The organism is Rothia aerolata, assembly GCF_014635585.1.
Taxonomy (GTDB): domain Bacteria; phylum Actinomycetota; class Actinomycetes; order Actinomycetales; family Micrococcaceae; genus Rothia; species Rothia aerolata.
The window spans coordinates 104,253-125,473 of sequence record NZ_BMDC01000001.1; the positions used below are offsets into that span (position 1 = coordinate 104,253).

At 57.7% G+C, this 21,221-nt stretch carries 16 protein-coding genes; 8 read left to right on the forward strand and 8 right to left on the reverse strand.

The window, feature by feature from the left end; translation table 11 throughout:
- The first annotated feature begins 48 nt into the window (after positions 1–48).
- Entirely contained in the window at positions 49–504 is a 456-nt protein-coding gene (locus tag IEV00_RS00420) for an RDD family protein (protein WP_308936395.1), read from the forward strand.
- Between the two features lie 647 nt (positions 505–1,151).
- Here the strand turns inward: IEV00_RS00420 and IEV00_RS00425 are convergent.
- The 3 genes from IEV00_RS00425 to lipB form a co-directional block, all read right to left on the reverse strand.
- Positions 1,152–1,898 (reverse strand): DUF4191 domain-containing protein, encoded by a 747-nt coding sequence (locus IEV00_RS00425; protein ID WP_188358382.1) that lies wholly within the window; start codon positions 1,896–1,898, stop codon positions 1,152–1,154.
- 110 nt (positions 1,899–2,008) lie between these two features.
- Positions 2,009–3,016: a lipoyl synthase gene (lipA, locus tag IEV00_RS00430; RefSeq protein WP_188358383.1), complete on the reverse strand. Its 1,008-nt coding sequence runs from the start codon at positions 3,014–3,016 to the stop codon at positions 2,009–2,011.
- An 84-nt stretch (positions 3,017–3,100) separates the two neighbouring features.
- Positions 3,101–3,802 (reverse strand): lipoyl(octanoyl) transferase LipB, encoded by a 702-nt coding sequence (gene lipB, locus IEV00_RS00435; RefSeq protein ID WP_188358384.1) that lies wholly within the window; start codon positions 3,800–3,802, stop codon positions 3,101–3,103.
- Between the two features lie 217 nt (positions 3,803–4,019).
- Here lipB and IEV00_RS00440 point away from each other — a divergent pair, with 217 nt between their 5' ends.
- Complete coding sequence (locus IEV00_RS00440) at positions 4,020–5,537, forward strand: serine/threonine-protein kinase (RefSeq protein WP_188358385.1); 1,518 nt, start codon at positions 4,020–4,022, stop codon at positions 5,535–5,537.
- A 51-nt stretch (positions 5,538–5,588) separates the two neighbouring features.
- On the opposite strand, the gene IEV00_RS00445 is transcribed toward IEV00_RS00440, so the two are convergent.
- From IEV00_RS00445 to IEV00_RS00460, 4 genes are all read right to left on the reverse strand, one after another.
- On the reverse strand, positions 5,589–5,984 hold the full coding sequence (locus IEV00_RS00445) for a hypothetical protein (RefSeq protein ID WP_188358386.1): 396 nt from the start codon (positions 5,982–5,984) through the stop codon (positions 5,589–5,591).
- 166 nt (positions 5,985–6,150) lie between these two features.
- The gene (sucB, locus tag IEV00_RS00450; protein ID WP_188358387.1) at positions 6,151–7,887 is read right to left on the reverse strand and encodes a 2-oxoglutarate dehydrogenase, E2 component, dihydrolipoamide succinyltransferase; all 1,737 of its coding nucleotides are present in this window, start codon (positions 7,885–7,887) and stop codon (positions 6,151–6,153) included.
- 101 nt (positions 7,888–7,988) lie between these two features.
- Complete coding sequence (lpdA, locus tag IEV00_RS00455) at positions 7,989–9,359, reverse strand: dihydrolipoyl dehydrogenase (protein WP_188358388.1); 1,371 nt, start codon at positions 9,357–9,359, stop codon at positions 7,989–7,991.
- Between the two features lie 248 nt (positions 9,360–9,607).
- Positions 9,608–11,125 carry a leucyl aminopeptidase gene (locus IEV00_RS00460; RefSeq protein ID WP_188358389.1) on the reverse strand — a complete coding sequence of 506 codons (1,518 nt, stop codon included), beginning with the start codon at positions 11,123–11,125 and terminating at the stop codon, positions 9,608–9,610.
- A gap of 359 nt (positions 11,126–11,484) precedes the next feature.
- Here IEV00_RS00460 and IEV00_RS00465 point away from each other — a divergent pair, with 359 nt between their 5' ends.
- The 3 genes from IEV00_RS00465 (at position 11,485) to IEV00_RS00475 (ending at position 15,625) form a co-directional block, all read left to right on the forward strand.
- Positions 11,485–12,363, forward strand: coding sequence for a PAC2 family protein (locus IEV00_RS00465; RefSeq protein WP_229722984.1), 879 nt, complete (start codon positions 11,485–11,487; stop codon positions 12,361–12,363).
- Positions 12,364–12,505: 142 nt separating this feature from the next.
- The gene (locus IEV00_RS00470; protein WP_188358391.1) at positions 12,506–13,987 is read left to right on the forward strand and encodes a hypothetical protein; all 1,482 of its coding nucleotides are present in this window, start codon (positions 12,506–12,508) and stop codon (positions 13,985–13,987) included.
- Positions 13,988–14,272: 285 nt separating this feature from the next.
- Positions 14,273–15,625, forward strand: a complete 1,353-nt coding sequence (locus tag IEV00_RS00475) for an RNA polymerase sigma factor (protein ID WP_373868211.1) — start codon at positions 14,273–14,275, stop codon at positions 15,623–15,625.
- Between the two features lie 113 nt (positions 15,626–15,738).
- Here IEV00_RS00475 and IEV00_RS00480 read toward each other — a convergent pair whose 3' ends face one another.
- Entirely contained in the window at positions 15,739–15,936 is a 198-nt protein-coding gene (locus tag IEV00_RS00480) for a DUF7455 domain-containing protein (RefSeq protein ID WP_188358392.1), read from the reverse strand.
- 159 nt (positions 15,937–16,095) lie between these two features.
- Here IEV00_RS00480 and IEV00_RS00485 point away from each other — a divergent pair, with 159 nt between their 5' ends.
- The 3 genes from IEV00_RS00485 to IEV00_RS00495 all read left to right on the forward strand — a co-directional run bounded on the left by IEV00_RS00485 (position 16,096) and on the right by IEV00_RS00495 (position 21,210).
- Positions 16,096–18,201 carry a DNA gyrase/topoisomerase IV subunit B gene (locus tag IEV00_RS00485; RefSeq protein ID WP_188358393.1) on the forward strand — a complete coding sequence of 702 codons (2,106 nt, stop codon included), beginning with the start codon at positions 16,096–16,098 and terminating at the stop codon, positions 18,199–18,201.
- Between the two features lie 35 nt (positions 18,202–18,236).
- Positions 18,237–19,241: a malate dehydrogenase gene (locus IEV00_RS00490; protein ID WP_188358394.1), complete on the forward strand. Its 1,005-nt coding sequence runs from the start codon at positions 18,237–18,239 to the stop codon at positions 19,239–19,241.
- A gap of 400 nt (positions 19,242–19,641) precedes the next feature.
- Positions 19,642–21,210: a cytochrome ubiquinol oxidase subunit I gene (locus IEV00_RS00495; RefSeq protein ID WP_188358395.1), complete on the forward strand. Its 1,569-nt coding sequence runs from the start codon at positions 19,642–19,644 to the stop codon at positions 21,208–21,210.
- The last annotated feature ends 11 nt before the right edge of the window (positions 21,211–21,221 follow it).

Below are 21,221 nucleotides of genomic sequence, written 5' to 3' on the forward strand. Positions count from 1 at the left end.
ACATTGTAGGGCGGTTTTTTCGTGCTGCCGTGGCTGCCGGGTAGTCTTGTGTCTGTGATTGAGCGTGAAGATTTAGGTTCGTGGTTAGAGGGCGCGCCCAGCAACCAGCAGTACCCGGGGCAGCACCTGGGTAGGCCCGAGAGTGGGCCGGGGTCGATTGCCCGCGGCGGAAGAAGAATTCTCGCCTTTATTATTGACTGGTTTCTCTGTTACGGTCTGATGGCGCTGGTGGGCTTAGGTGGTTCATCGATTGCTGAAAACACCGCTGTGCTGGTGCTTTTCTGGCTGTATCAGACGGTCTGCGTAGGATTTATGGGCCATACCCTGGGGCACCTGCTTCTGGGGTTGCAGGTTCAGCGTATGGACGGCGCTCCGGCGGGCTGGATTTCGGGGCTGGTGCGAGCCACTCTGGTGATGCTGGTTCTGCCGGTGATTATCATGGATTCAGATCAGAGGGGGCTCCACGATAGGGCCCGCCACACCCTGCTGGTGAGAATCCGTTAGGAACATACAGGGTTATAGGACAAATCTGTGTTCCCAACACCCCGCCCCCGCAAGAACGCAAGGCAACCGGCCTCACAGGTTAGTACCAGAAGCTAGTCTCAACCTTCTACCGCCTAAAATTCCAACACCTGCGATATGGGAAACATGGGGCATTCCTGAATTTTGCACTGAAACAGACTCTCGGTACACGTGAGCGCTGGCATATTTTCTAAGGTACAAGCGTGGTCCGCTAATCGACCCAAGGTACACGTGAAGTCCCCAGGTACAAGTATTGTCTTGTACCTGGGGACTTCACGTGTACCTTGGGGTCCCCGGCAAGAATAAGCTTGTACCTTCTCCCTAGAGCTTCCCCGAGTGGCCATTTTTGTACCGAAAATCAGAGAAAAACGGTCTAAAAATGGCCACTCGGTGATTACGGTAGCCCGTGTAGATGACTCTGTCTCGTTGAGTCGCCGCTTCGGCGACTCGGTGTGCTTGTCCCTTTTTGAATCTGCACACAGACTGTTAGAAGCTAGGCTTTACTGCCGTTATCTTGGGTGACGTGCCCGGGGCGGGCCACAGATTAGTCCTAGAACCCAATAATCAAGCGGGAATATACAAAAAGTCCCCCGTCGGCTGAGCCAGCGGGGGACTTTTATGTTTCAGCTTTAGCGGCCGCGCATTGCCTTGCGGTCGGGGCGCATGCGGGTGGGATCAATGCCCTTGGGTACGCCCAGCATGTTGTTTCCGAGAGTGGAAATTCGGTTGTTCACCTGGTGGACTTCCTGCTGAGTCAGGGACTTAGGAAGCTTGTTCATCTCCTTGGTAATCTGCTTCAGCGGGGTCTGGCCCTCATCGTTGCCGGAGTTAATCACGTGTACCGGAACAGAAGGCACAACACGCTTTAGGCGCTTCTTCTCCTGGCTAATCAGGGCACCCACCGAGTTACGGGGGCCTTCGGTCACCAGGACGACGCCGGGGCGGCCCAGCGCGCGGAAGACCATGGCCTGGGAGCGGGCATTCATCTGAACGGGCTGCTGCTCAACAATCCAGCCGCGGCGCAGAGAACTCATAGCGGCACCGGCCGCACCGGGCTGACCCTCAATCTGGCCAAAGGCAGCTCGTTCAGCGCGGCGGGAGAGAATCAGAATCGCCACCAGAACAGCAAAGGGAATACCGATGATGGTCCAGGTAATCCAGTTACCGGTGAGCACACCAATGAGGATGAAGACCAGCATGGTCACCAGAGCACCAAGAAGCATATACCAGACAATGTTGGGGTCTGACTTCTTGGTCATCTCGAAGACCTGCTTCATCTGGGCAAACGTACCCGGACCTTTAGCCTTCTTCCGTTTCTCTTTTTCAGCCCGCTGTTGAGCTTTGGCTGCTTGCTTGTCAGAGCGTGTAGAAGCCACGTGGGTTTCCTTTACAGAACGAGTTGAGGGATTGCCCGCTAGCCGGACATTTTGACTTCATCTTATATGAGAGAAGGCTCGATACTAAATCGTTTGCCCGTCTCTCTATCTTAGAAGCCAGCCGCTACCAGGGAGGAGGCTTCCTGAAGTGCAGCGCCGTCGTCGTCGATATGAGCCAGCTCTTCGGGAATGGGGTAGCCGTTGTGCTTCATAGCGCGCGCCCACAGGCGACCGGCGCGGTAGGAGGAGCGCACCATGGGCCCGGCCATCACGCCGGCAAAGCCAATCTCTTCGGCCATCTCGGAATACTTGATAAATTCCTGTGGCTTGACCCAGCGGTCAATGGGATGGAAGAGGGGGCCGGGGCGCAGGTACTGGGTCAGGGTAATGGTATCGCAACCGTAATCGTGCAGGTCGCAGAGGGCCTCGTAGATTTCATCATCGGTCTCGCCCATGCCCAGAATCAGGTTGGACTTGGTAATCATGCCGTTTTCCTTGCCCTGCTGGATTACCTCGAGGGAGCGCTCGTAGCGGAAGGCGGGGCGAATCTTCTTGAAGATGCGCGGAACGGTCTCAAGGTTGTGGGCGAAAACCTCGGGCTTGGCGTCGATTACCTGCTGTAGGTCTTCTTCCTTGCCCTTGAAGTCGGGAATCAGAATTTCTACACCGGTGCCGGGGGAGACCTTGTGAATCTGGCGGATGGTCTCGGCGTAGAGCCAGGCGCCGCCGTCGGGAAGATCATCGCGGGCAACGCCGGTAACAGTGGTGTAGCGCAGGCCCATCTTCTTGACGTTCAGAGCAACCTTAATGGGCTCGGTCTTATCGAGGGCCACCGGCTTACCGGTGTCGATAGCGCAGAAGTCGCAGCGGCGGGTACACTCTGAACCACCGATGAGGTAGGTTGCCTCGCGGTCTTCCCAGCACTCATAAATGTTGGGGCAACCGGCCTCTTCACACACGGTGTGCAGGCCCGAGCCGGTGGAGAGATCAATCATCTCCTTGTAGTTGGGGCCAACCTTTGCCTTGGTCTTAATCCAGTGAGGCTTCTTCTCCAGCGGAACAGCCATGTTGCGCTGTTCAACGCGGAGCAACTTGCGACCTTCAGCAGCTACGGTCATTCGGGAAACGCTCCTTATAAACGTGTTCAAGTTCCTGGTGAGGAAAAAACAGACTCTGTGGTTCCAACGTTGGGCGGGGAAAAATTATTTCGCCCAGGGAAGAGAAACAGAAGAATCTTCGGTGCCGGTGGGGGCGAAAACCTTGGCCAGCTGATCAGCGTGGTCCTGAAGTTTCTGCTCCACCAAATCCACTATGTCTGCGGGATTAACCGTTTTTCCTAGCTGGTCGCTGATGGAGGTGACCCCGGCATCGGTAATTCCGCAGGGAACAAAAGAGCTGAAGGGGTCAAGATCGTTACTACAGTTAATCGCGAAGCCGTGCATGGTAGTGTTCTGGGCTACCCGAATACCAATCTGGGCAATCTTGCGGTCTTGCTGGCCCTCGCGCAGAATCCAGACTCCGCTTCTGCCCTCAACACGCTGGCCATCAATGCCCAGCTCCGCCAGGGTCTCAATCATCACGTCTTCGCAGATACGCACGTAGCGCACCACATCGATGGGCTCAGGCAGGCGCACAATCGGGTAGCCCACCAGCTGGCCCGGGCCGTGCCAGGTGAGCTTACCGCCGCGGTCAATTTTGACTACGGGAATGGAATCGCCAACGGGGTACTCGTGGTCTCCGGTGCGCTTACCGGCAGTAATCACGGGTTGATGTTCGAGAAGAAGAACGGTATTTTGTTGCTCTTCAGCGGCAACTTTGGCGTGGATTTTCTGCTGAAGCTCCAGTGCTTCACTGTAATCAACGAAATCCGGGGCAAACCCCAACTTCTCAATCTTCAAGCTCATGCTTCTAGCCTATCCCTAACCCGGCAGATTAGAAAATGTGGCTTCACTAGACGTCCGGTGATTAAACAGTCAAATATTACGTAAATGTTTCATTGAATATGTAGCCATTCCTGTTGGTCTGACCAGCAAAAATGGGTCAACTGTGGATAACCTCCAGCAGGTTCTTGCGCCTTATGCAAGAGTTTCTTCTATGAAGAGCCATGCAGAAATCACATCGATGACAACGCCCTATTCTCTACCGAAAAACTCGCACCGCCCGGCGGGGATTATCTTGCAGGACTGGCACCCCCAGACCACCGGGGCAGACGAGGACAGTGAAGAGGAGCCACCAGTGCCTCTGAACATCCTCTATACCCTCTACGCCACCGACTCCAAAACGGCGTGGGCAGCTGAGTATGCGGCGGGCGAGCAGAATTCTGGAGATTTGCCCAGCGCCACCTACACCGTGGTGGAGCTGAACTCCGAGCAGGGCAACCTTAAACCGGCCGAGCGGCTGTGTGCCCTGCCCGAGCAAGAACACCTAGCCACCGTGGTGGCCCTGGTGGTGAGCCAGGGTCGCGAGCAGGTGTGGCTTGAGCATCTTCCCGGCGGAACCCTACAGCAGGTGCTGGCGGCTCGAAAGGCCCTTACCGGGTCTGAGGTTGCTTCTCTTGCAGAGGATCTGGCAGAGGCGGTGGACTGGCTTCACCGCCAGCAGCTTGCCTTTTTCGATCTCTCCTCTGTTGATATTGGCTTTGACGCGCGCGGAAGGGCCAAACTGATTCTCCCCGAGAAAGAACTGCGCGGGGCTCCTGAGGCAATATGCGAAGACGCTTATAGTCGGGATATTTCCCGAGCAGCCGGCCTTATCTGGTTGGCCATTACCGGCGAAGATGCCGGTGAGCTCTCCCAGCGGGCACCCCTGTCGATGACCCACCCTGACTATCCAACCCAGTTGGGCGTGGTGCTGGAGGCCCTGATCGACCGAACCGGCGGGCACACACTGCAGGAGGCCGCGGCAATCTTGCGCAACCGCTTTGGGCAGGCCCCGGTGAACCTCTTTGAAAGCGTGCATCCCAGCCAGAGGGGGTTGCTGACTGCCGCGCCCCTGCCGCAGGAGTCTTCTGCCGCCCTCAACGTCAAGCGTTCGAGCTCCGAGCCCTATAAGTCGCGGGTGCGCGACCTCAACCGCCCCGTGCGCCGCCGCCTGGCGCCGTCCTTAAACCTCAAAAAGTGGATGCTTCCCGCCCTGGCCGTCCTGCTGTTTGCGGGCGGGGCGGTTGCCGCGCTTCAAGTCTTGGGGCAGGACGGCGCTCCACGGGCTGAATCTGCGCAGGGCCAGCAAGCCCCGGCGGAGGAAAGTGCTCCTAGTCCGGATGCTTCGCACCTACTGGGAGACTTGATCGAGGCCAGGAATCTGGCTCTTCGGGAATCTGATGTCACAGCGATTGCTGACTATGCTTCGGCTGACTCTCAGATAGCCCGTAGCGACCGCAATCTCATGGAAGAAGATACAGACGGTCGGCTGGCCGCAACCAGGCTGGTCGTGCTTGAGTCGCAATTGCTTGATCGGGAAGAAAATTCCCTGAGGCTCACCGCTACCTTCTCGGCCGAGGGCATCCCAGGTAGCGCCGCCGCGGAAAACCGCGAGAACAATATCGCTCTGGTCAACGGACAAATGCAGCAGAAGGTCACCGTAACTCTGGAAAAAACACCTCAGGGGTGGCGGCTCAGCACCGTTGAACCGGCTACATAGCAAAGAAGCCGTGACCAGACGGTCACGGCTTCTTCTTATTGAGCTAAAAGTTTAGGCGAAAACCAGATCAAGACCCAGGGTTCCGAAAGCCAGGGCAATCAGGCCCAGACCGCCGGTAGCGTGGGCCAGAGCTACGTTACGGCCAGCCTCGGGATTACCCGCCAGCTTAGCAGACTTGTACTTCTTCTGGCCCAGGAAAGCTGCCACAGCAACGCACAGACCCAGCACCATCTTGATACCTACCACCATGTGGTAGGCAGTGGGCATCTGGGCATTGCCGCTCATGCCGATGAAGTAGAGGGCAAAGCCGGTAATAATCTGAAGCAGGGCCGCATGGAACTGACCGGGCAGAACCACACCGCGCTTGAAGGTTCCGAGCCAGATACCAACCACCATGGTTGCACCTAGCACGTGCAGGAAAACGAGAATACTTGTTGCGATAGCCATAGCAGTAGTCTACGGAAGCTCGGCGCAATTTGCAGACACTGTGACAGTAAGTTGACTATGGCAACCGCCACTTGAACAGTAGGCTGTCTATTTTTATGCAAGAAAAAGTGGGTGCCTTCCCACAAGGGGAAAGCACCCACTAAAGCCTAGCGAAAGCTAGCTAGTCTTAGAGACCCAGCTCAGCATCGAAAGCTGCTTCTTCCAGGCGCTGCTTGATGAAGTTCAAGAAGCGGCCTGCATCTGCGCCGTCAACCACGCGGTGGTCGTAGGTCAGCGAGAAGTAAGCCAGGCTACGAATAGCAATCACATCGTTACCCTCGGCATCCTGAACAATTGCGGGGCGCTTGTTGGTGGAGCCGATACCCAGGATTGCAACGTTGGGCTGGTTGATGATCGGGGTGAAGAAGACACCGCCGGTCTGACCGGTGGAGGAGATGGTGAAGGTGGAACCTGACAGCTCCTCGGGGCCAATCTGGCCGTTACGGGCACGGTTGGCAACGTCACCGATCTTCTTTGCGAGACCTGCAATGTTCAGGTCTCCCGCATCAGCAACCACGGGAACCAGCAGACCCTTGGGGGTGTCTACTGCCAGGCCGATGTTCTCGGAACCGTGGTAGGTGATTTCCTTGTAGTCATCTGACATGGAGGAGTTGAACTGGGGGAACTGCTGCAGAGCCTCGGTCACAGCCTTGGTGAAGAAGGGCAGGAAGGTCAGCTTTGCGCCCTCGCGAGCCTGGAAAGCGTCCTTAGCCTTGTTGCGCAGGGCAACCAGGCGGGTCAGGTCGATTTCCTGAACGGTGGTCAGCTGGGCAGAGGTTGCCAGCGACTCCACCATGCGCTTAGCAACGGTCTGGCGAATACGGGGTGCCTTCTCAGTGGTACCGCGCTTGGAGGAAACCTCAACCTTAGGTGCTTCTGCCTTCTTGGGAGCCTCAGCCTTGGGAGCCTGAGAAGCAGCAGCGGGTGCAGCGGACTCGGCGGGTGCGGAGCTCTTCTTAGCCTCGACAGCAGCCTGAACATCCTGCTTGCGGATGCGGCCGCCAACACCGGTGCCCTTGATGGTGGAGAGGTCAATGCCCTCCTGCTTAGCCAGCTTGCGCACCAGCGGGGTCACGTAAACTTCGCCGTTACCCTCAGCCGCGGGAGCCTCTTCCTTCTTCTCTTCCTTGGCGGGTGCCTCAGAAGTCTGGGAGACGGTCTCTTCCTTCTTTTCTTCCTTTTCCTCGGCAGCGGGAGCTTCTTCCTTGGCGGAAGCCTCTTCCTTCTTCTCCTCGCTTGCAGCGGGAGCGGAAGCGTCGCCCACGATAGCCAGAACCTGGCCTACCTCGGCGTCCTCATCTTCCTGCACGCGGATTTCAAGCAGGGTACCTGCAACGGGGGAGGGAACCTCGGTATCAACCTTGTCGGTGGAAACTTCCAGCAGGGGCTGGTCGACCTCAACGGATTCGCCAACCTCAACCAGCCAGCGGGTCACGGTACCCTCGGTGACTGATTCACCCAGGGCGGGCAGGGTAACTTCCTGGCCGGAAGCTGAGCCGGAGGAAGCTGCTGCGGGAGCCTCTTCCTTCTTCTCTTCCTTTTCCTCGGCAGCGGGAGCTTCTTCAGCCTCGGCTTCGGGTGCCTCTTCCTCTTCTTCCTCAGCGGAATCGTCAGCTGCGGCACCGGAGCCGTCGCCAATGATAACCAGGGCACCGCCAACCTCAACATCCTCGTCTTCTTCAACGAGAATCTTCTCAACGGTACCTGCTACGGGGGAGGGAACCTCGGTATCAACCTTGTCGGTGGAAACTTCCAGCAGCGGATCGTCAACAGAGACGGTATCGCCGACCTCAACCAGCCAGCGGGTCACGGTACCTTCGGTCACTGATTCGCCCAGTGCGGGCAGTTCTACGGTAGTAGACATATTTCTAACTATCTCCTTGTAGATGCGGAAACTTTTATCTTGTGCCGGTTGGCGAGAGCCCCTGTGCACAGGGAATCTCGCCAACCTAACCAATCAAACTTTTAGCCGTGCAGGGGAGCGCCAGCCAGAGCCATTGCAGCCTCGCCCAGGGACTCGTTCTGGGTGGGGTGAGCGTGGATGAACTGAGCGACGTCTTCGGGGAAGGCCTCCCAGACAACCCACATCTGAGCCTCACCGATCTGCTCGCCCATACGCTTACCAACCATGTGGACACCCACAATGGGGCCGTCCTTTTCACGGACTACCTTGACGATACCGCCGGTGCCCAGAATGGAGGACTTACCGTTACCAGCCAGGTTGTACTCGGTGGTTTCGATGTTTTCCTTGCCGAACTTCTCTTCTGCCTTGGGCTGGGTGTAGCCGATGGAAGCAATTTCGGGGTTGGTGAAGGTGACCTTGGGGATGTTGATGTCTTCAACAACCATGGGGTTCAGGCCGGCAATTTCTTCGGCGACGAAGCGACCCTGCTGGTAGCCACGGTGGGCCAGCTGAACGCCGGGAACAATATCGCCGATTGCGTAGATGTTACCCACGCCGGTGTGCAGGCGCTCGTTGGGAATCACGAAGCCGCGATCCATGGTGATGCCCTGCTCTTCGAAACCGAAGCCCTCGGTGTTGGGGCCACGGCCAACAGCAACGAGAACCAGGTCAGCCTCAAATTCCTTGCCGTCTGAGAGGGTTACCTTGGCGCCGTTGGAATCCTGCTCGACCTTCTCGAAGAAGGTACCCAGGTTGTACTTGATGCCGCGCTTCTTGAACTCGCGCTCAACAATCTTGATAACGGAGGGATCCTCATTGGGAACCAGGTGGGGCAGACCCTCGATGATGGTGACGTCTACGCCCATGGAGTTCCACAGAGATGCAAACTCAGAGCCAATCACACCGCCGCCGAGCACGATTGCGCTCTTGGGCAGGTAGTCCATCTCAAGTGCCTCGGTAGAGGTGATCACGCGGTCGCGAATCTCCAGACCGAAGGTCTTGGAAACTGAACCGGTGGCAAGGACGATGTGCTTACCCTTGTACTCGGTTCCATCAACGGTGACGGTGTCCTCAGCGGTGAGCTTACCCTCACCCTCAATCACGGTAATCTTCTTCATCTTGAGCAGACCAGACAGGCCCTTGAACTTGCCTGCCACGATACCGTTCTTGTAGTCGCGCACCTTTGCCATATCAATGGATTCGAAAGATACGTTAACGCCGACCTTCTCAGATTCCTTAGCTTCTTCTGCAACTTCTGCTGCGTGCAGGTAAGCCTTGGTGGGAATACAGCCGGTATGCAAGCAGGTACCGCCCAGCTTGCCCTTTTCAATCAGACCAACGGTGAAACCGAGCTGAACTGCACGAAGTGCTGCGGAGTAGCCTGCGCTACCGCCACCGAGAACTAGAATGTCGAATTCTTGAGCTGTTGCCAAGGTTAGACGCTCCCTTGCGTAGGTTGGAATTAATCCCTTGCTTGAGTTTGCACTTACAGCTTATCGTGTTCCCCTCGGCACGGTGTGAAACCACACATGAGGTTTGGCACAGTAAGCAGTGCGACCTTTTCATCTACCGTACCCCAAACCGACGGTAGAGAGATAAAAGTGACCCTATATTATCTTGAGCCGCGAGATAGAAAGAGCCGGTGCTGTTTACATAAACTTCACCGGCTCTTGACAGAATTTTAGGCGTAGGACTCAATGAAGGTCAGCAGGGTAGCCAGAGACATACCGGTTGCCTCCTTCGGGGTGAAGCCAAAAGGCTTCCCTTCGTTGAAGGAGGGGCCTGCAATATCCAGGTGAGCCCAGGGAATCTTAGCGCCGTCCTTCTCACCCACGAATTCTTCGAGGAAGATACCGGCGGTGAGCATACCGCCCCAGCGGCCGTTACCGATATTCTTCAGGTCTGCCACGGGGGACTTGAGCCCCTCACGCAGGTGCTCGGGCAGCGGCATGGGCCAGAAGTCTTCACCGGCTGCCTCGGCTGAGGAGACGATGCGCTCGCGAATCTCGCTGTTGCCCATGACGCCGGCGGTGCGGGTGCCCAGGGCGACCATCTGGGCGCCGGTGAGGGTAGCGACGTCCAGAATAACGTCCGGCTCCTTTTCCGAGGCGTAGGCGATGCCGTCTGCCATAACCAGTCGGCCCTCGGCGTCGGTATTGAGCACCTCTACGGTGCGGCCGTCTCGCATAGTCAGCACGTCTTCGGGGCGGATTGCGGTACCGGAGGGCATATTTTCAGCCAGGCAGAGGTAGGCGGTGACGGATACGGGTAGCTCCAGCTCAGCGGCTGCTGCCACGGCGTTAAGCACGGTTGCCGCACCGGCCATGTCTGACTTCATGGTGAACATAGAGGAACCGGGCTTGAGCGAAATACCGCCGGTATCGAAGGTGATTCCCTTACCCACCAGGGCAATGCTGGTCTGGGCTTTCTCGGGTGCGTAGCGCACCACCACCAGGCGCGGAGGGCGGCTGGAACCCTGACCCACACCGCTGATTCCTCCGAAGCCCTCTTCTGCCAGGGCCTTTTCGTCGAGGACGCTGACCTCTACGTTCTGCAAATCAGCTACCCGCTGCTGGGCACGCTCGGCAAAAGAGGCAGGGTAGAGAAGGTTGGGCGGGGTGTTGACCAGGCGGCGGGTGGAGTCTACCGCCTCACCCAGAATCAGGGCACGGCTGAGAGCATCAGCGGCGGCGTCGGCGTCAATCTCGGTCAAAATAGCAACCTCTTCAACGGCTGCCTTAACAGACTCGAGGGACTTGGCCCGCAGCTGGGGGTCAGAGAAAGCTCCCAGGGCCGCACCCTCAGCCACAGCCGCCACCTGCTCGACGGTCTCAGCTTCAAGGCTCAGCGCAAGGCTGGTGAAACCTGCCAGCTGGCGCACAGCTGAACCGGCGCCGTAGCGGAGCGCTTTCAGTTTCTCAGCCTCATTCTCAGGTTCTTTACCCAAGCCGATGAGAGCAACAATATCGGTTCCAACCTCGTCAAAGCCGGGCAGACGCACCAGCTGGTCAGCAGATCCTGTCATACCCAAATCCTCAAGGGTTGCTTCGAGGCCCTGGGCAGTTTCACCGTCTAGGGGAGGGTGGGCGAGAAGAGGGCCCTCCGCGCTGGAATAGACACCCAGCACGAGCACCTGCTGGTTTAAATCGGTGCTCTTGGGTGAAGTCACCGAGAACGTAAGATCTGCTGATTCAGTCATATCTCTCCTTAGGACAACCGGCGACAGTTGCTTGCCGCCGGTGAAGACCACGGTAGGGGTTGATTTGAACCCTATAGACAGGGTAGCCCAGTAGTCACCGGTGCCGGCTGAGTTTCTCTTCTTCGGATTACCCTGTGAGCTAAAACAGGAAGAGCGACGGAAATAAAACCGTCTGCTTTCCGGTTGAAACACGGTACAGGTAGTTCTACCGTGCTATATCACGTTGGTGCTTGAACCCGGTTGCTAGGGTCTTGGCATAAAATAATGACCTACCCGGAAGCAGTTGATTTAGAGGATAAGGAAAGAGGGGAGTAGCGGTGCTTGAACCAGACAATCTATATCTCAGCCAAGCAGGGGCATTGAGCAATGAGAGGCTGCGCGGGCTACCCCTCGTGATTGCGCTCAGTCACCCGCATGACGCCGGCGGCACAGCCGGCCACCTGGCGGATGTGCTACTCAAGGAACTCAAAAACGTTCCTATTGTGGAGTTCGATGCCGACCAGCTCCACGACTACCGCGCGCGCAAGCCTCGAATCCGTTTTGTCGAAGACCATTTTGAAAACCCCGTGATGCCCCAGCTCAAGCTCTATGCGGTAGAGGATCGTTTGGGAACCCCCTTCCTGCTCCTGGCCGGTGCTGAACCAGACCTGCAGTGGCAGCGTTTTGTGCGGGGCGTGGTCGATATTGCCGAAAAACTTGAAGTCTCGGTGGGCCTGCTGGTCACGGCTTTTCCGGTACCCGTTCCCCATACCCGCCCCCTGCCTGTCTCCGCTCACGGATCTCGCAAGGACCTCACGCGGGGAATTTCTGCCTGGAAACCGGTAGCAGAAGTACCCAGCTCGGTCTCTAGCCTGCTGGAGGTTTCACTGACCGAGGCGGGGATTGGCACGGCAGGTTTTGCTATCAACGTGCCCCAGTACCTGGCGGAGGCAGAGCTGCCCCAGGCATCTCTGCTGGCCATGGAGCACCTCTCGATGGCGGCTAAGCTTTCTCTGCCCACCGACCAGCTGCTGGATGCCACAGACGCAGCCAACGCCCAGATTAACGAGCAGGTTGAGGCTAACCCCGAGATTGCCACCATGATTTCTCGGCTCGAAGAGAACTACGATTTCAACATGAAAAACGCGGCCTCTCAGATGCTTTCCCTCGAAGAGCGCGAGCAGGGAAAGATGCCCGACCGAGACGAGCTGGGAGCAACCATTGAGGCCTACCTGGCCCGGTTCAACGAGGAAAGCTAAACCCAAGAACCGACCGTTTTGTGAACAACTTCATACGTAAAATCTGTGGATAACCAAAAAATTTTGCTCAAACGGGCGGTGGTTATCCACAGATTTTTTATTTCGCTCCCACCGGGCTGCAAAGCGTGGCACCGTGGTGGCTATGACAACAACACAGAATCACAAGCAGCCCGTCGTATCCGTTTCAACCCCGGCAGAGGTGACCGCCTGCGCCCTGCATAATCTCGGTTACTGGCCTGAGAAATCGATCATGGTGATGACAGCCAGCGGCGCCCGTATGGGGCCGGTTCTTCGGGCAAACGTGCCCACCTTTGATCTGCCGGCTGAGGAAATCGAAGAGATGATTTGCCAGCTGGTGGGCAATAGTCCGCAGAAGTTTAGCCCCGCCGAGCCCATCACTACCTTCTTCCTTCTGATTTTTGGTGCAGATACGGGCATTCGTAGCCGCCAGCTCAACCCGCACACCCACCGCCAGCCGGAACACGCACAGATTGAGGCAGAAGCTGAACAGGCCGCTGATTTTCTACCCTGGATTAGCGGGGCGTTTCAGGCAGCCCGAACTCTCAGGCTGAACCTCGGCGATATTTTCTATATCGGCGAGGTGAGTCGCTGGGAACTCAGCCAGCAAAAGCCAGAATTTGAATTATCTGGTTTTGTTGAAGATATACAGAAAACCAATGTCTATCTGACCCTGATGACCGAAGGCTCTGTTGTGGCATCTAATCGGTCTGAACATGTTCCCCAGGACTGTCTTCGACCCGAGGCGACCTTAGATACGGAACTTCAGGAGGGCTGGCTGCGCGAGGCCACCTTCTGGTTCGACCAGTTCCAGCATCATATTCAGATTGAAGATGACTACTGTGCAGACTATCTGCGGCAGAAGTATGCAGAAGCCGCCCTCTGGTCGTTAGCGGTGGATGTTACCCGGCAAGAGCTGAGCAAACCCCTCAAAGGTAAGGAAAATAAGAACCGAAATGCCGTGCTGGCAGACCGCCTGCGCCGTGCAATCCCAGAGCAACTAGCCGGCTTTCTTTCTGCGACCCTGACCAGCATCTCCAGTATGCAATTTGCTTTGTTCACCGCCGCAGATTCTATAGATACCTGCCGGGCGCTGATGGCCCACCTGCACCGTGAACAGGCGAGGGAACAGCCGCAAGCCGAAGCGCCGGCGTCCTCCCACCTCTTGCTGCCCACCACCATCTTCCAGGGAGGAATTTTCGAAGAGAAGGCTCAGCAGCTGGCGGCAGATGAGATTGACTTCCCCAGTGTTGAAGAAGATGAGATGGGCGAGGCGTGTTTTCGCTTTGGCGAGCTTCTAACCGGGCGGGCAGATACAGCCCCGCAGTGGGAGCGGATTGTTGCCCTGCAGAACCTGGTGGAGTTTCTGGTTCCCTGCGCCTACGGCATGGAACTGGGCAGGCTGAAGCTCATGCTGGCCTGGATAGCCTGGCTCAAGGGAAGCTGTAGTCTGGCAGCACAGTACCTTGATGAATGCAGGAACCTCGGAATTTGGGAGGATACTCCGCTGGATATGGTGGTTGAGTGCGGGCTATTACCGCAGTGGGTGACCGATGGGGAGCGCTGTTTTCGGGGCATAGACTTTGCGGAGCAGCAGGATTCCTGAAGCCTGTGGCCGCTGCGGCTGAGCCTGCTGGCTAAAGCAAGCGACACCACAGCGGCCCTACCGCGACTTGAGCAAGAATCTGCGATACTAGGTAATTGACCCCGTTTAGTCTGACTTCAAAGTTTCCTTCCTTCCCCGGGAATAAACCTGTAATTTTCACCGTTTTACCGGCTGAAACCCTTCAGGTCACCGCTTTGGATAACGAGCAGACTTGACAGGGTCTTAGGTGTTTTGACCGCAATCATTTCCCCGATGAGCGGTCTGTTCCAAAAAGAAAGGTACCCAGTGTCACCTGCTGCACGTAAGAAGGCATCGGAGAGCCCAGCTTCCAAAACTAAAACCGCTACGGCAAAAAAGAAGCCTTCGACCCGCTCAAAGGCTACTACCAAGGCGGCGAAAGCATCTGACGAGACAACTGACGTAGAAGATCTTGACCTGGCACTCACCAGCAAGAAAACCGCGACCATGGCAAAGACTGCCTCCCGCAAAAAAGCTAGAAAGGCCGAAGAAGACCTCGACGATGAAGAGCTCGATACCGACGAGCTCGACCTTGACGACCCCGATGCCGAGATCGACCCCGATGCTGACGACTCGGTAGAAAACGAAGAAGAGACTGCGAAAAAAGAAGAGAAGAAGCAGTCTGAAGAGGTCGCTGCCAAGCGCAACGGCTTTGTGCTGACCAACAACGATGACGACGACGCCCCGGCGATTCGCGTGGTCACCCCCGGTGCTACCGCTGACCCGGTGAAGGACTACCTGAAGCAGATCGGTAAGGTTTCCCTGCTGAACGCAGAGCAGGAAGTCGATCTGGCCATGCGCATTGAGGCCGGCCTCTACGCCGAGCACAAACTCAAGGAAAACCCCGACATGGACCGCCAGCTCAAGAAGGAGCTGCGCTGGGTCATCCATGACGGTCGCCGCGCCAAGAACCACCTGCTCGAGGCTAACCTGCGCCTGGTGGTTTCGCTGGCTAAGCGTTACACCGGCCGCGGTATGCTCTTCCTCGACCTGATTCAGGAGGGCAACCTGGGTCTGATTCGTGCGGTGGAGAAGTTCGACTACTCGAAGGGCTTCAAGTTCTCGACCTATGCCACCTGGTGGATTCGTCAGGCTATTACCCGCGCTATGGCAGACCAGGCTCGTACCATCCGTATTCCCGTGCACATGGTTGAGGTTATTAACAAGCTGGCCCGCGTTCAGCGCCAGATGCTACAGGACCTCGGTCGCGAGCCCACCCCCGAAGAGCTGGCTAAGGAACTGGATATGACCCCCGAGAAGGTCATCGAGGTTCAGAAGTACGGCCGCGAGCCCATCTCCCTGCACACCCCGCTGGGTGAGGACGGCGACTCCGAGTTTGGCGACCTGATTGAAGACTCCGAGGCGGTAGTGCCCGCCGATGCGGTCTCCTTCACCCTGCTCCAGGAGCAGCTGCACTCGGTGCTCGACACTCTCTCTGAACGTGAAGCCGGTGTGGTAGCCATGCGCTTTGGTATGACCGACGGCCAGCCCAAGACCCTGGACGAAATCGGCAAGGTCTACGGCGTGACCCGCGAGCGCATCCGCCAGATTGAGTCCAAGACTATGTCTAAGCTGCGCCACCCCTCGCGCTCGCAGGTGCTGCGCGACTACCTGGACTAAGCAGTTAGGCTCAGGCGCGAAAAAGCCGGTGCCCACCCTCTAACACCTGGGGTGGGCACCGGCTTTGACTTTAAGCATAAGGAACCACCGGGGCTGGCGATCTCGGTTGCTCCCTAGCTCAGACGGTCAGTCTGATCGTCCCAGTGGCTGGCTACAGCCTTGAGCGCCTCTTCGTTTTCGCGGGCGTGGTGGCCGCAGAAGTAGAGCTCATTTCCCGAGGCCATGACGACCCGAACGTAGGCCTGGGCTCCGCAGGCATCACAGCGGTCTAGGTTGGTCAGTTCCCGGGTTTCTAAAGTTGCGGTGGACATGCTTTCTCCTCCTGTGGGTTTCTCTCTAATCTTTCAAGGGTTCAACCATATAACCACGGTAGCCCCCGGCTTCATTCCTGCTTTCGCTCAGAGGGAATCTTCGCCTAAACTAGTGGGGTTAGTCAGCGCCTTTCGACCTTATGATGAACGGAGTCATTCGTGGCAGCATCCTCCTATACCGCCCGCAACCTTTCAGTGCTGGAAGGTTTGGAGGCAGTGCGTAAACGCCCCGGTATGTACATTGGCTCCACCGATTCCCGGGGCCTGATGCACTGCCTGTGGGAGATCATTGACAACTCGGTGGATGAGGCGCTGGCGGGCTTTGGCCAGTCCATCGAGATTATCCTTTATAAAGATGGTTCGGTGGAGGTGCGCGACGACGGTCGCGGCGTGCCCACCGATATTGAGCCGAGAACCGGCCTCAGCGGCGTCGAGGTGGTTTACACCAAGCTGCACGCCGGCGGTAAGTTCGGCGGCGGCTCTTACGCGGCGTCCGGCGGTTTGCACGGCGTAGGTGCCTCGGTGGTCAACGCCCTTTCCTCCCGCCTGGACGTGCAGGTTGACCGCGGCGGCAAAACCTATCAGATGAGCTTCAAACACGGTATTCCCGGCACGTTTGACGACGGTCGAACTCCCAAACCGGACTCTCCCTTTACTGAGTCGAAGAAAGACAACGACGCCCTGGTGGTAGTGGGCAAGGCCAAGCGGGGTGTGACCGGTACCCGCGTGCGCTACTGGGCTGACCCGCAGATTTTTACCCCCGATGCTAAGTTCAGCTACGAGAACCTTGCCCAGCGGGCCCGGCAGACCTCCTTTTTGATTCCCGGCCTGCGCATAGCGATTCGCGACGAGCGCCGTTTGCCCGGCACCCCCGGCGAGTTTGAAACCCACGAAGAGGTCTTTCAGCATGACGGCGGTATTTCTGAGTTTGTAGACTATCTGGCCCATGATTCTTCTGTCACCGATATTTGGCGTTTTCAGGGGCGGGAGACCTTCACCGAGACCGTTCCGGTGCTTGATGAGAAGGGCCATTCGCAGCTGACCGAGGTGGAGCGGGAATGCGAGGTAGACCTGGCTCTGCGCTGGGGCATCGGCTACGAAACGACCGTCAGGACTTTCGTCAATATCATTGCCACCCCCAAGGGAGGAACCCACCAGGCAGGTTTTGAGCAGGGGCTACTCAAAACCTTCCGCAAGCACATTAGCGCTAACGCCCGAAAATTCAAGGTCAAGGAGACCGAGAAGATTGAGAAGGACGACGTGCTGGCGGGTATGACTGCCGTGCTGACGGTGCGCCTGGCGGAGCCGCAGTTTGAGGGGCAGACCAAGGAAATTTTGGGAACACCCGCCGTGCGCCAGATTGTTTCTAAGATTGTCAGCAAGGAACTGGCTGCCAAGCTCAAGGCAACAGCCCGCGCTGATAAGCAGCAGGCAACCACGCTGACCGAGAAGGTCGTTGCCGAGATGAAGTCTCGTATTTCGGCCCGTGTGCACAAGGAGACCCAGCGCCGCAAGACCGCGCTGGAAACCTCGTCTATGCCCGCCAAGCTGGTGGACTGCCGCTCCGATAATGTGGAGCACTCTGAACTCTTTATTGTTGAGGGTGACTCGGCGCTGGGTACTGCCCGCCTGGCTCGCTCGTCTACCTACCAGGCGCTGCTGCCCATTCGAGGCAAGATTCTTAACGTCCAGAAAGCGTCGCTGACCGATATGCTGGCCAACGCCGAGTGTGCCGCCATTATTCAGGTGATCGGTGCTGGCTCGGGAAGAACCTTTGACCTCGAGGGTATTCGCTACGGCAAGATTATTATGATGACCGATGCCGATGTGGACGGCGCCCACATCCGCACCCTGCTACTGACCCTCTTCTACCGCTATATGCGACCGCTGGTTGAGGCGGGCCACGTTTACGCGGCGGTGCCGCCCCTGCACCGGGTGGAAATTGTACACCGTGGTAAGCCCAACGAGATGGTCTATACCTATTCGGAGCGGGAGTTGAACGAACTGCTGGCTCGGCTGGAGGCTGAGGGCAAGAACTATAAGGAGCCCATTCAGCGTTACAAGGGTCTGGGCGAGATGGACGCCGACCAGCTGGCTGAGACCACTATGGATCCGGCCCACCGGGTGCTGCGCCGGGTGAGAATTGAAGACGCCGAGGCGGCGGAACGCTCTTTCTCCCTGCTAATGGGGTCGGAAGTTGCCCCCCGCAAGGAGTTTATTATCAATGGCGCTCACAAGCTCGACGAGACTCAAATTGACATGTAATTCCTGAGGGTGACTTGTGCCACTACTATGGTGGTATGAATCATAAGTCATCACCAGTCACGATTGCTGTTACCGGAGCTGCCGGCAATATCGGCTACGCCATCCTCTTTCGCCTGGCGGCGGGGGAGTTGCTGGGCCCGGACGTTCAGGTTCGTCTCAACCTGCTTGATATTCCTGACGCCGCTCAGGCGCTAGAGGGTGTGGCGATGGAACTGGCGGATTGCGCCTTTCCTCTGCTGGAATCGGTGAATACCTTTAGTGACCCCGTGCGAGCCTTTGACGGGGTCAATTGCGCCTTTCTTATTGGTGCCCGGCCGAGAACCGCCGGCATGGAGCGCGCCGACTTGCTCAGCGCTAACGGCGAAATCTTCGCGCCTCAAGGACGAGCGCTTGCTGACGGCGCGGCGGACGACCTGCGCGTCGTCGTCGTGGGTAATCCCGCCAACACCAACGCGCTGATTGCCGCCCACCACGGTCGGGGTATCCCCCGCGAGCGCTTTACCGCCCTGACCAGACTGGACCACAACAGGGCCCTTGCACAGCTGGCGCAGGCAACGGAGACCGGCGTGGGAGAGATTGAGGGAGTCGCTATCTGGGGTAATCACTCGGCCAGCCAGTATCCCTCACTTGAATTTGCCACGGTAGCGGGAGTGCCCGCCCTGGAGGTGCTGAAGGCTCGGGGAAAGGACCACAGCTGGGTGGAGGATGAGTTCATTCCCCGGGTAGCCCAGCGCGGTGCGGAAATTATTCGGGTGCGCGGTGGGTCCTCGGTGGGTTCTGCCGCCCACGCGGCGATTGAGCACATGCGCGACTGGATGAGCGACGAACCGGTGGAGACCTCTATGGCGGTTCCCTCCACGGGTGCTTACGGCGTGGAAGAGGGGCTGGTCTGCTCCTTCCCCGTTATCTGCGAGGGCGGCGAATATCGGATTCGGGAGGGCCTTGAGCTGGGGGAGTTCTCGAAGGCTCGCCTGCGGGCATCGGTGGAGGAACTGAAAGCTGAGCGGGACACTGTGCTGAGCTTGGGGCTGTTGGCTTAGAAGCAGGGTGGGGGCCACCCTTTGAGTCAAAATATTTTTATGAACATAGTCACCGGGAAAATGCCCGTGCTGGCTCCTGCTGTCCATCATCCGGTGGCCTCTGAAGCCGGTGCGGGCGGTATTTTCGGCGAGTAAGGAAGACCGGGGGCGGGGGAGAAGTCTCTTCTGTTAGCTCTGCGAGAACCGGGTGACCAGCTCAAACGCGGGAGGGAAAAGCGAAACTGGGAGTTTACTTAGTAAACACCCAATGACTTTGGGTGAGTCACACCTTATTTGCACTTGTCAAGGGTGATTTTGAGGGTGCCGGGGGTCGGGCTTGGAGCATAGAGCTGATTTTCATCTTGGGGCTTTACTCTGTTGAGCAATCTGTCTTTGTCCGCAACACCGATTGGAATCTCTTGTGGATCCTCTGTTGATTGCTCGGTGGCAGTTCGGTATCACCACCGTCTACCACTTTTTCATGGTGCCCCTAACCCTCGGTCTGGGCCCTCTCGTTGCCTACTTCCACTGGCGCTACGTTAAAACGGGCCAGGATCGATTCAAGAGGCTGACCAAGTTCTGGGGCAAGCTCTACCTCATCAACTTCGCGATGGGCGTTGCCACCGGCCTGGTGCAGGAGTTCCAGTTCGGCATGGCCTGGAGCGAATACTCCCGCTTTGTGGGCGACGTCTTTGGCGCACCCCTGGCCATGGAGGGTCTGCTCGCCTTCTTCTTCGAGTCAACCTTTATCGGTTTGTGGATCTTCGGCTGGGGTAAGCTCAAGCCCAAAATCCATGCGATGACCATCACCATTGCGGTGGCGGGTTCCTGGCTTTCTGCCTACTTCATCATGGTGGCAAACTCCTGGATGCAGCACCCGGTGGGTGTTGAAATGGTTGACGGCCGACCGGTGATGAACGACGTGTGGGCTGTGCTCACCAACAGCACCGCTCTCGTCGCTGTTCCGCACGTGCTTGCCGGAGCCGTGATGGTCGGTGGCGCCTTTCTTATGGGTATTGCCTGGTACCACCTCTACCGCCGTCGAGCAGACGGTATCGATACCGTGGTCGATGGCAAGGTTGTAATCGGTGAGCAGCGTGAAACCGCCCGAGACACCGAGGACTTCCATGCCTGGTGGTACTCCCTGCGCTTCGGCGCAATTATCGCTCTGGTGGGCTTCTTCGGCACCGCCTTCTCTGGCCACGCCCAGGCCCAGCTGATGATTGAGCAGCAGCCCATGAAGATGGCGGCGGCCGAGGCTGCCTGTGAAGACGGCACCGAGTTCTCCATTCTTTCGGTGAGCTTTGATCCCGCTTCGCAGAGCTGTGAGCACATGGAGACCCTCATCAAGGTGCCCGGCCTGCTCTCCTTCCTCGCCTACAACAACTTCGATACCGATGTGCCCGGCGTAGAAACCCTGCTGGAGACCTACTCGCAGCAGCTGGGTATCCACTACCCCGACGATCCGGAAATCTACGGTGACTATGCGGGCCAGGAAATTGACTACACCCCGATTTTTGAGACCACCTACTATGGCTTCCGCGCCATGTTTACCTTCGGCGGTATGTCGATGCTGGTTGCCCTCTATGTTCTCTGGGTCACCCGCAAATCGGGTGCCGGAACCGTGCCCGAATCCCGCTGGATGAAGAACCTGCAGCTGGCGGCCATCTGGTTCCCCTTCATCGGCAACGCCACCGGCTGGATCTTCACCGAGATGGGCCGCCAGCCCTTTGTGGTGGCGCCCAATTTCCAGGAAGACGCCTCGATTTTCCTCTTTACCGCAGCCGGAGTGTCACCGGAAATCTCTGCCGGAACCTACCTGTTCTCGCTGATTACCTTCACCCTGGTCTACGGTTGCCTGGCGGTGGTAGAAATTTATCTGCTCAGTAAGTACGTGCGCGCCGGCGTCATAGCCGCCATGCCCGAACTGACAGAAGACCCCGCCGACTCCGATGACCGCGACCGCGACGTCCTGGCGTTTGCTTACTAGGCAGGAGAGCC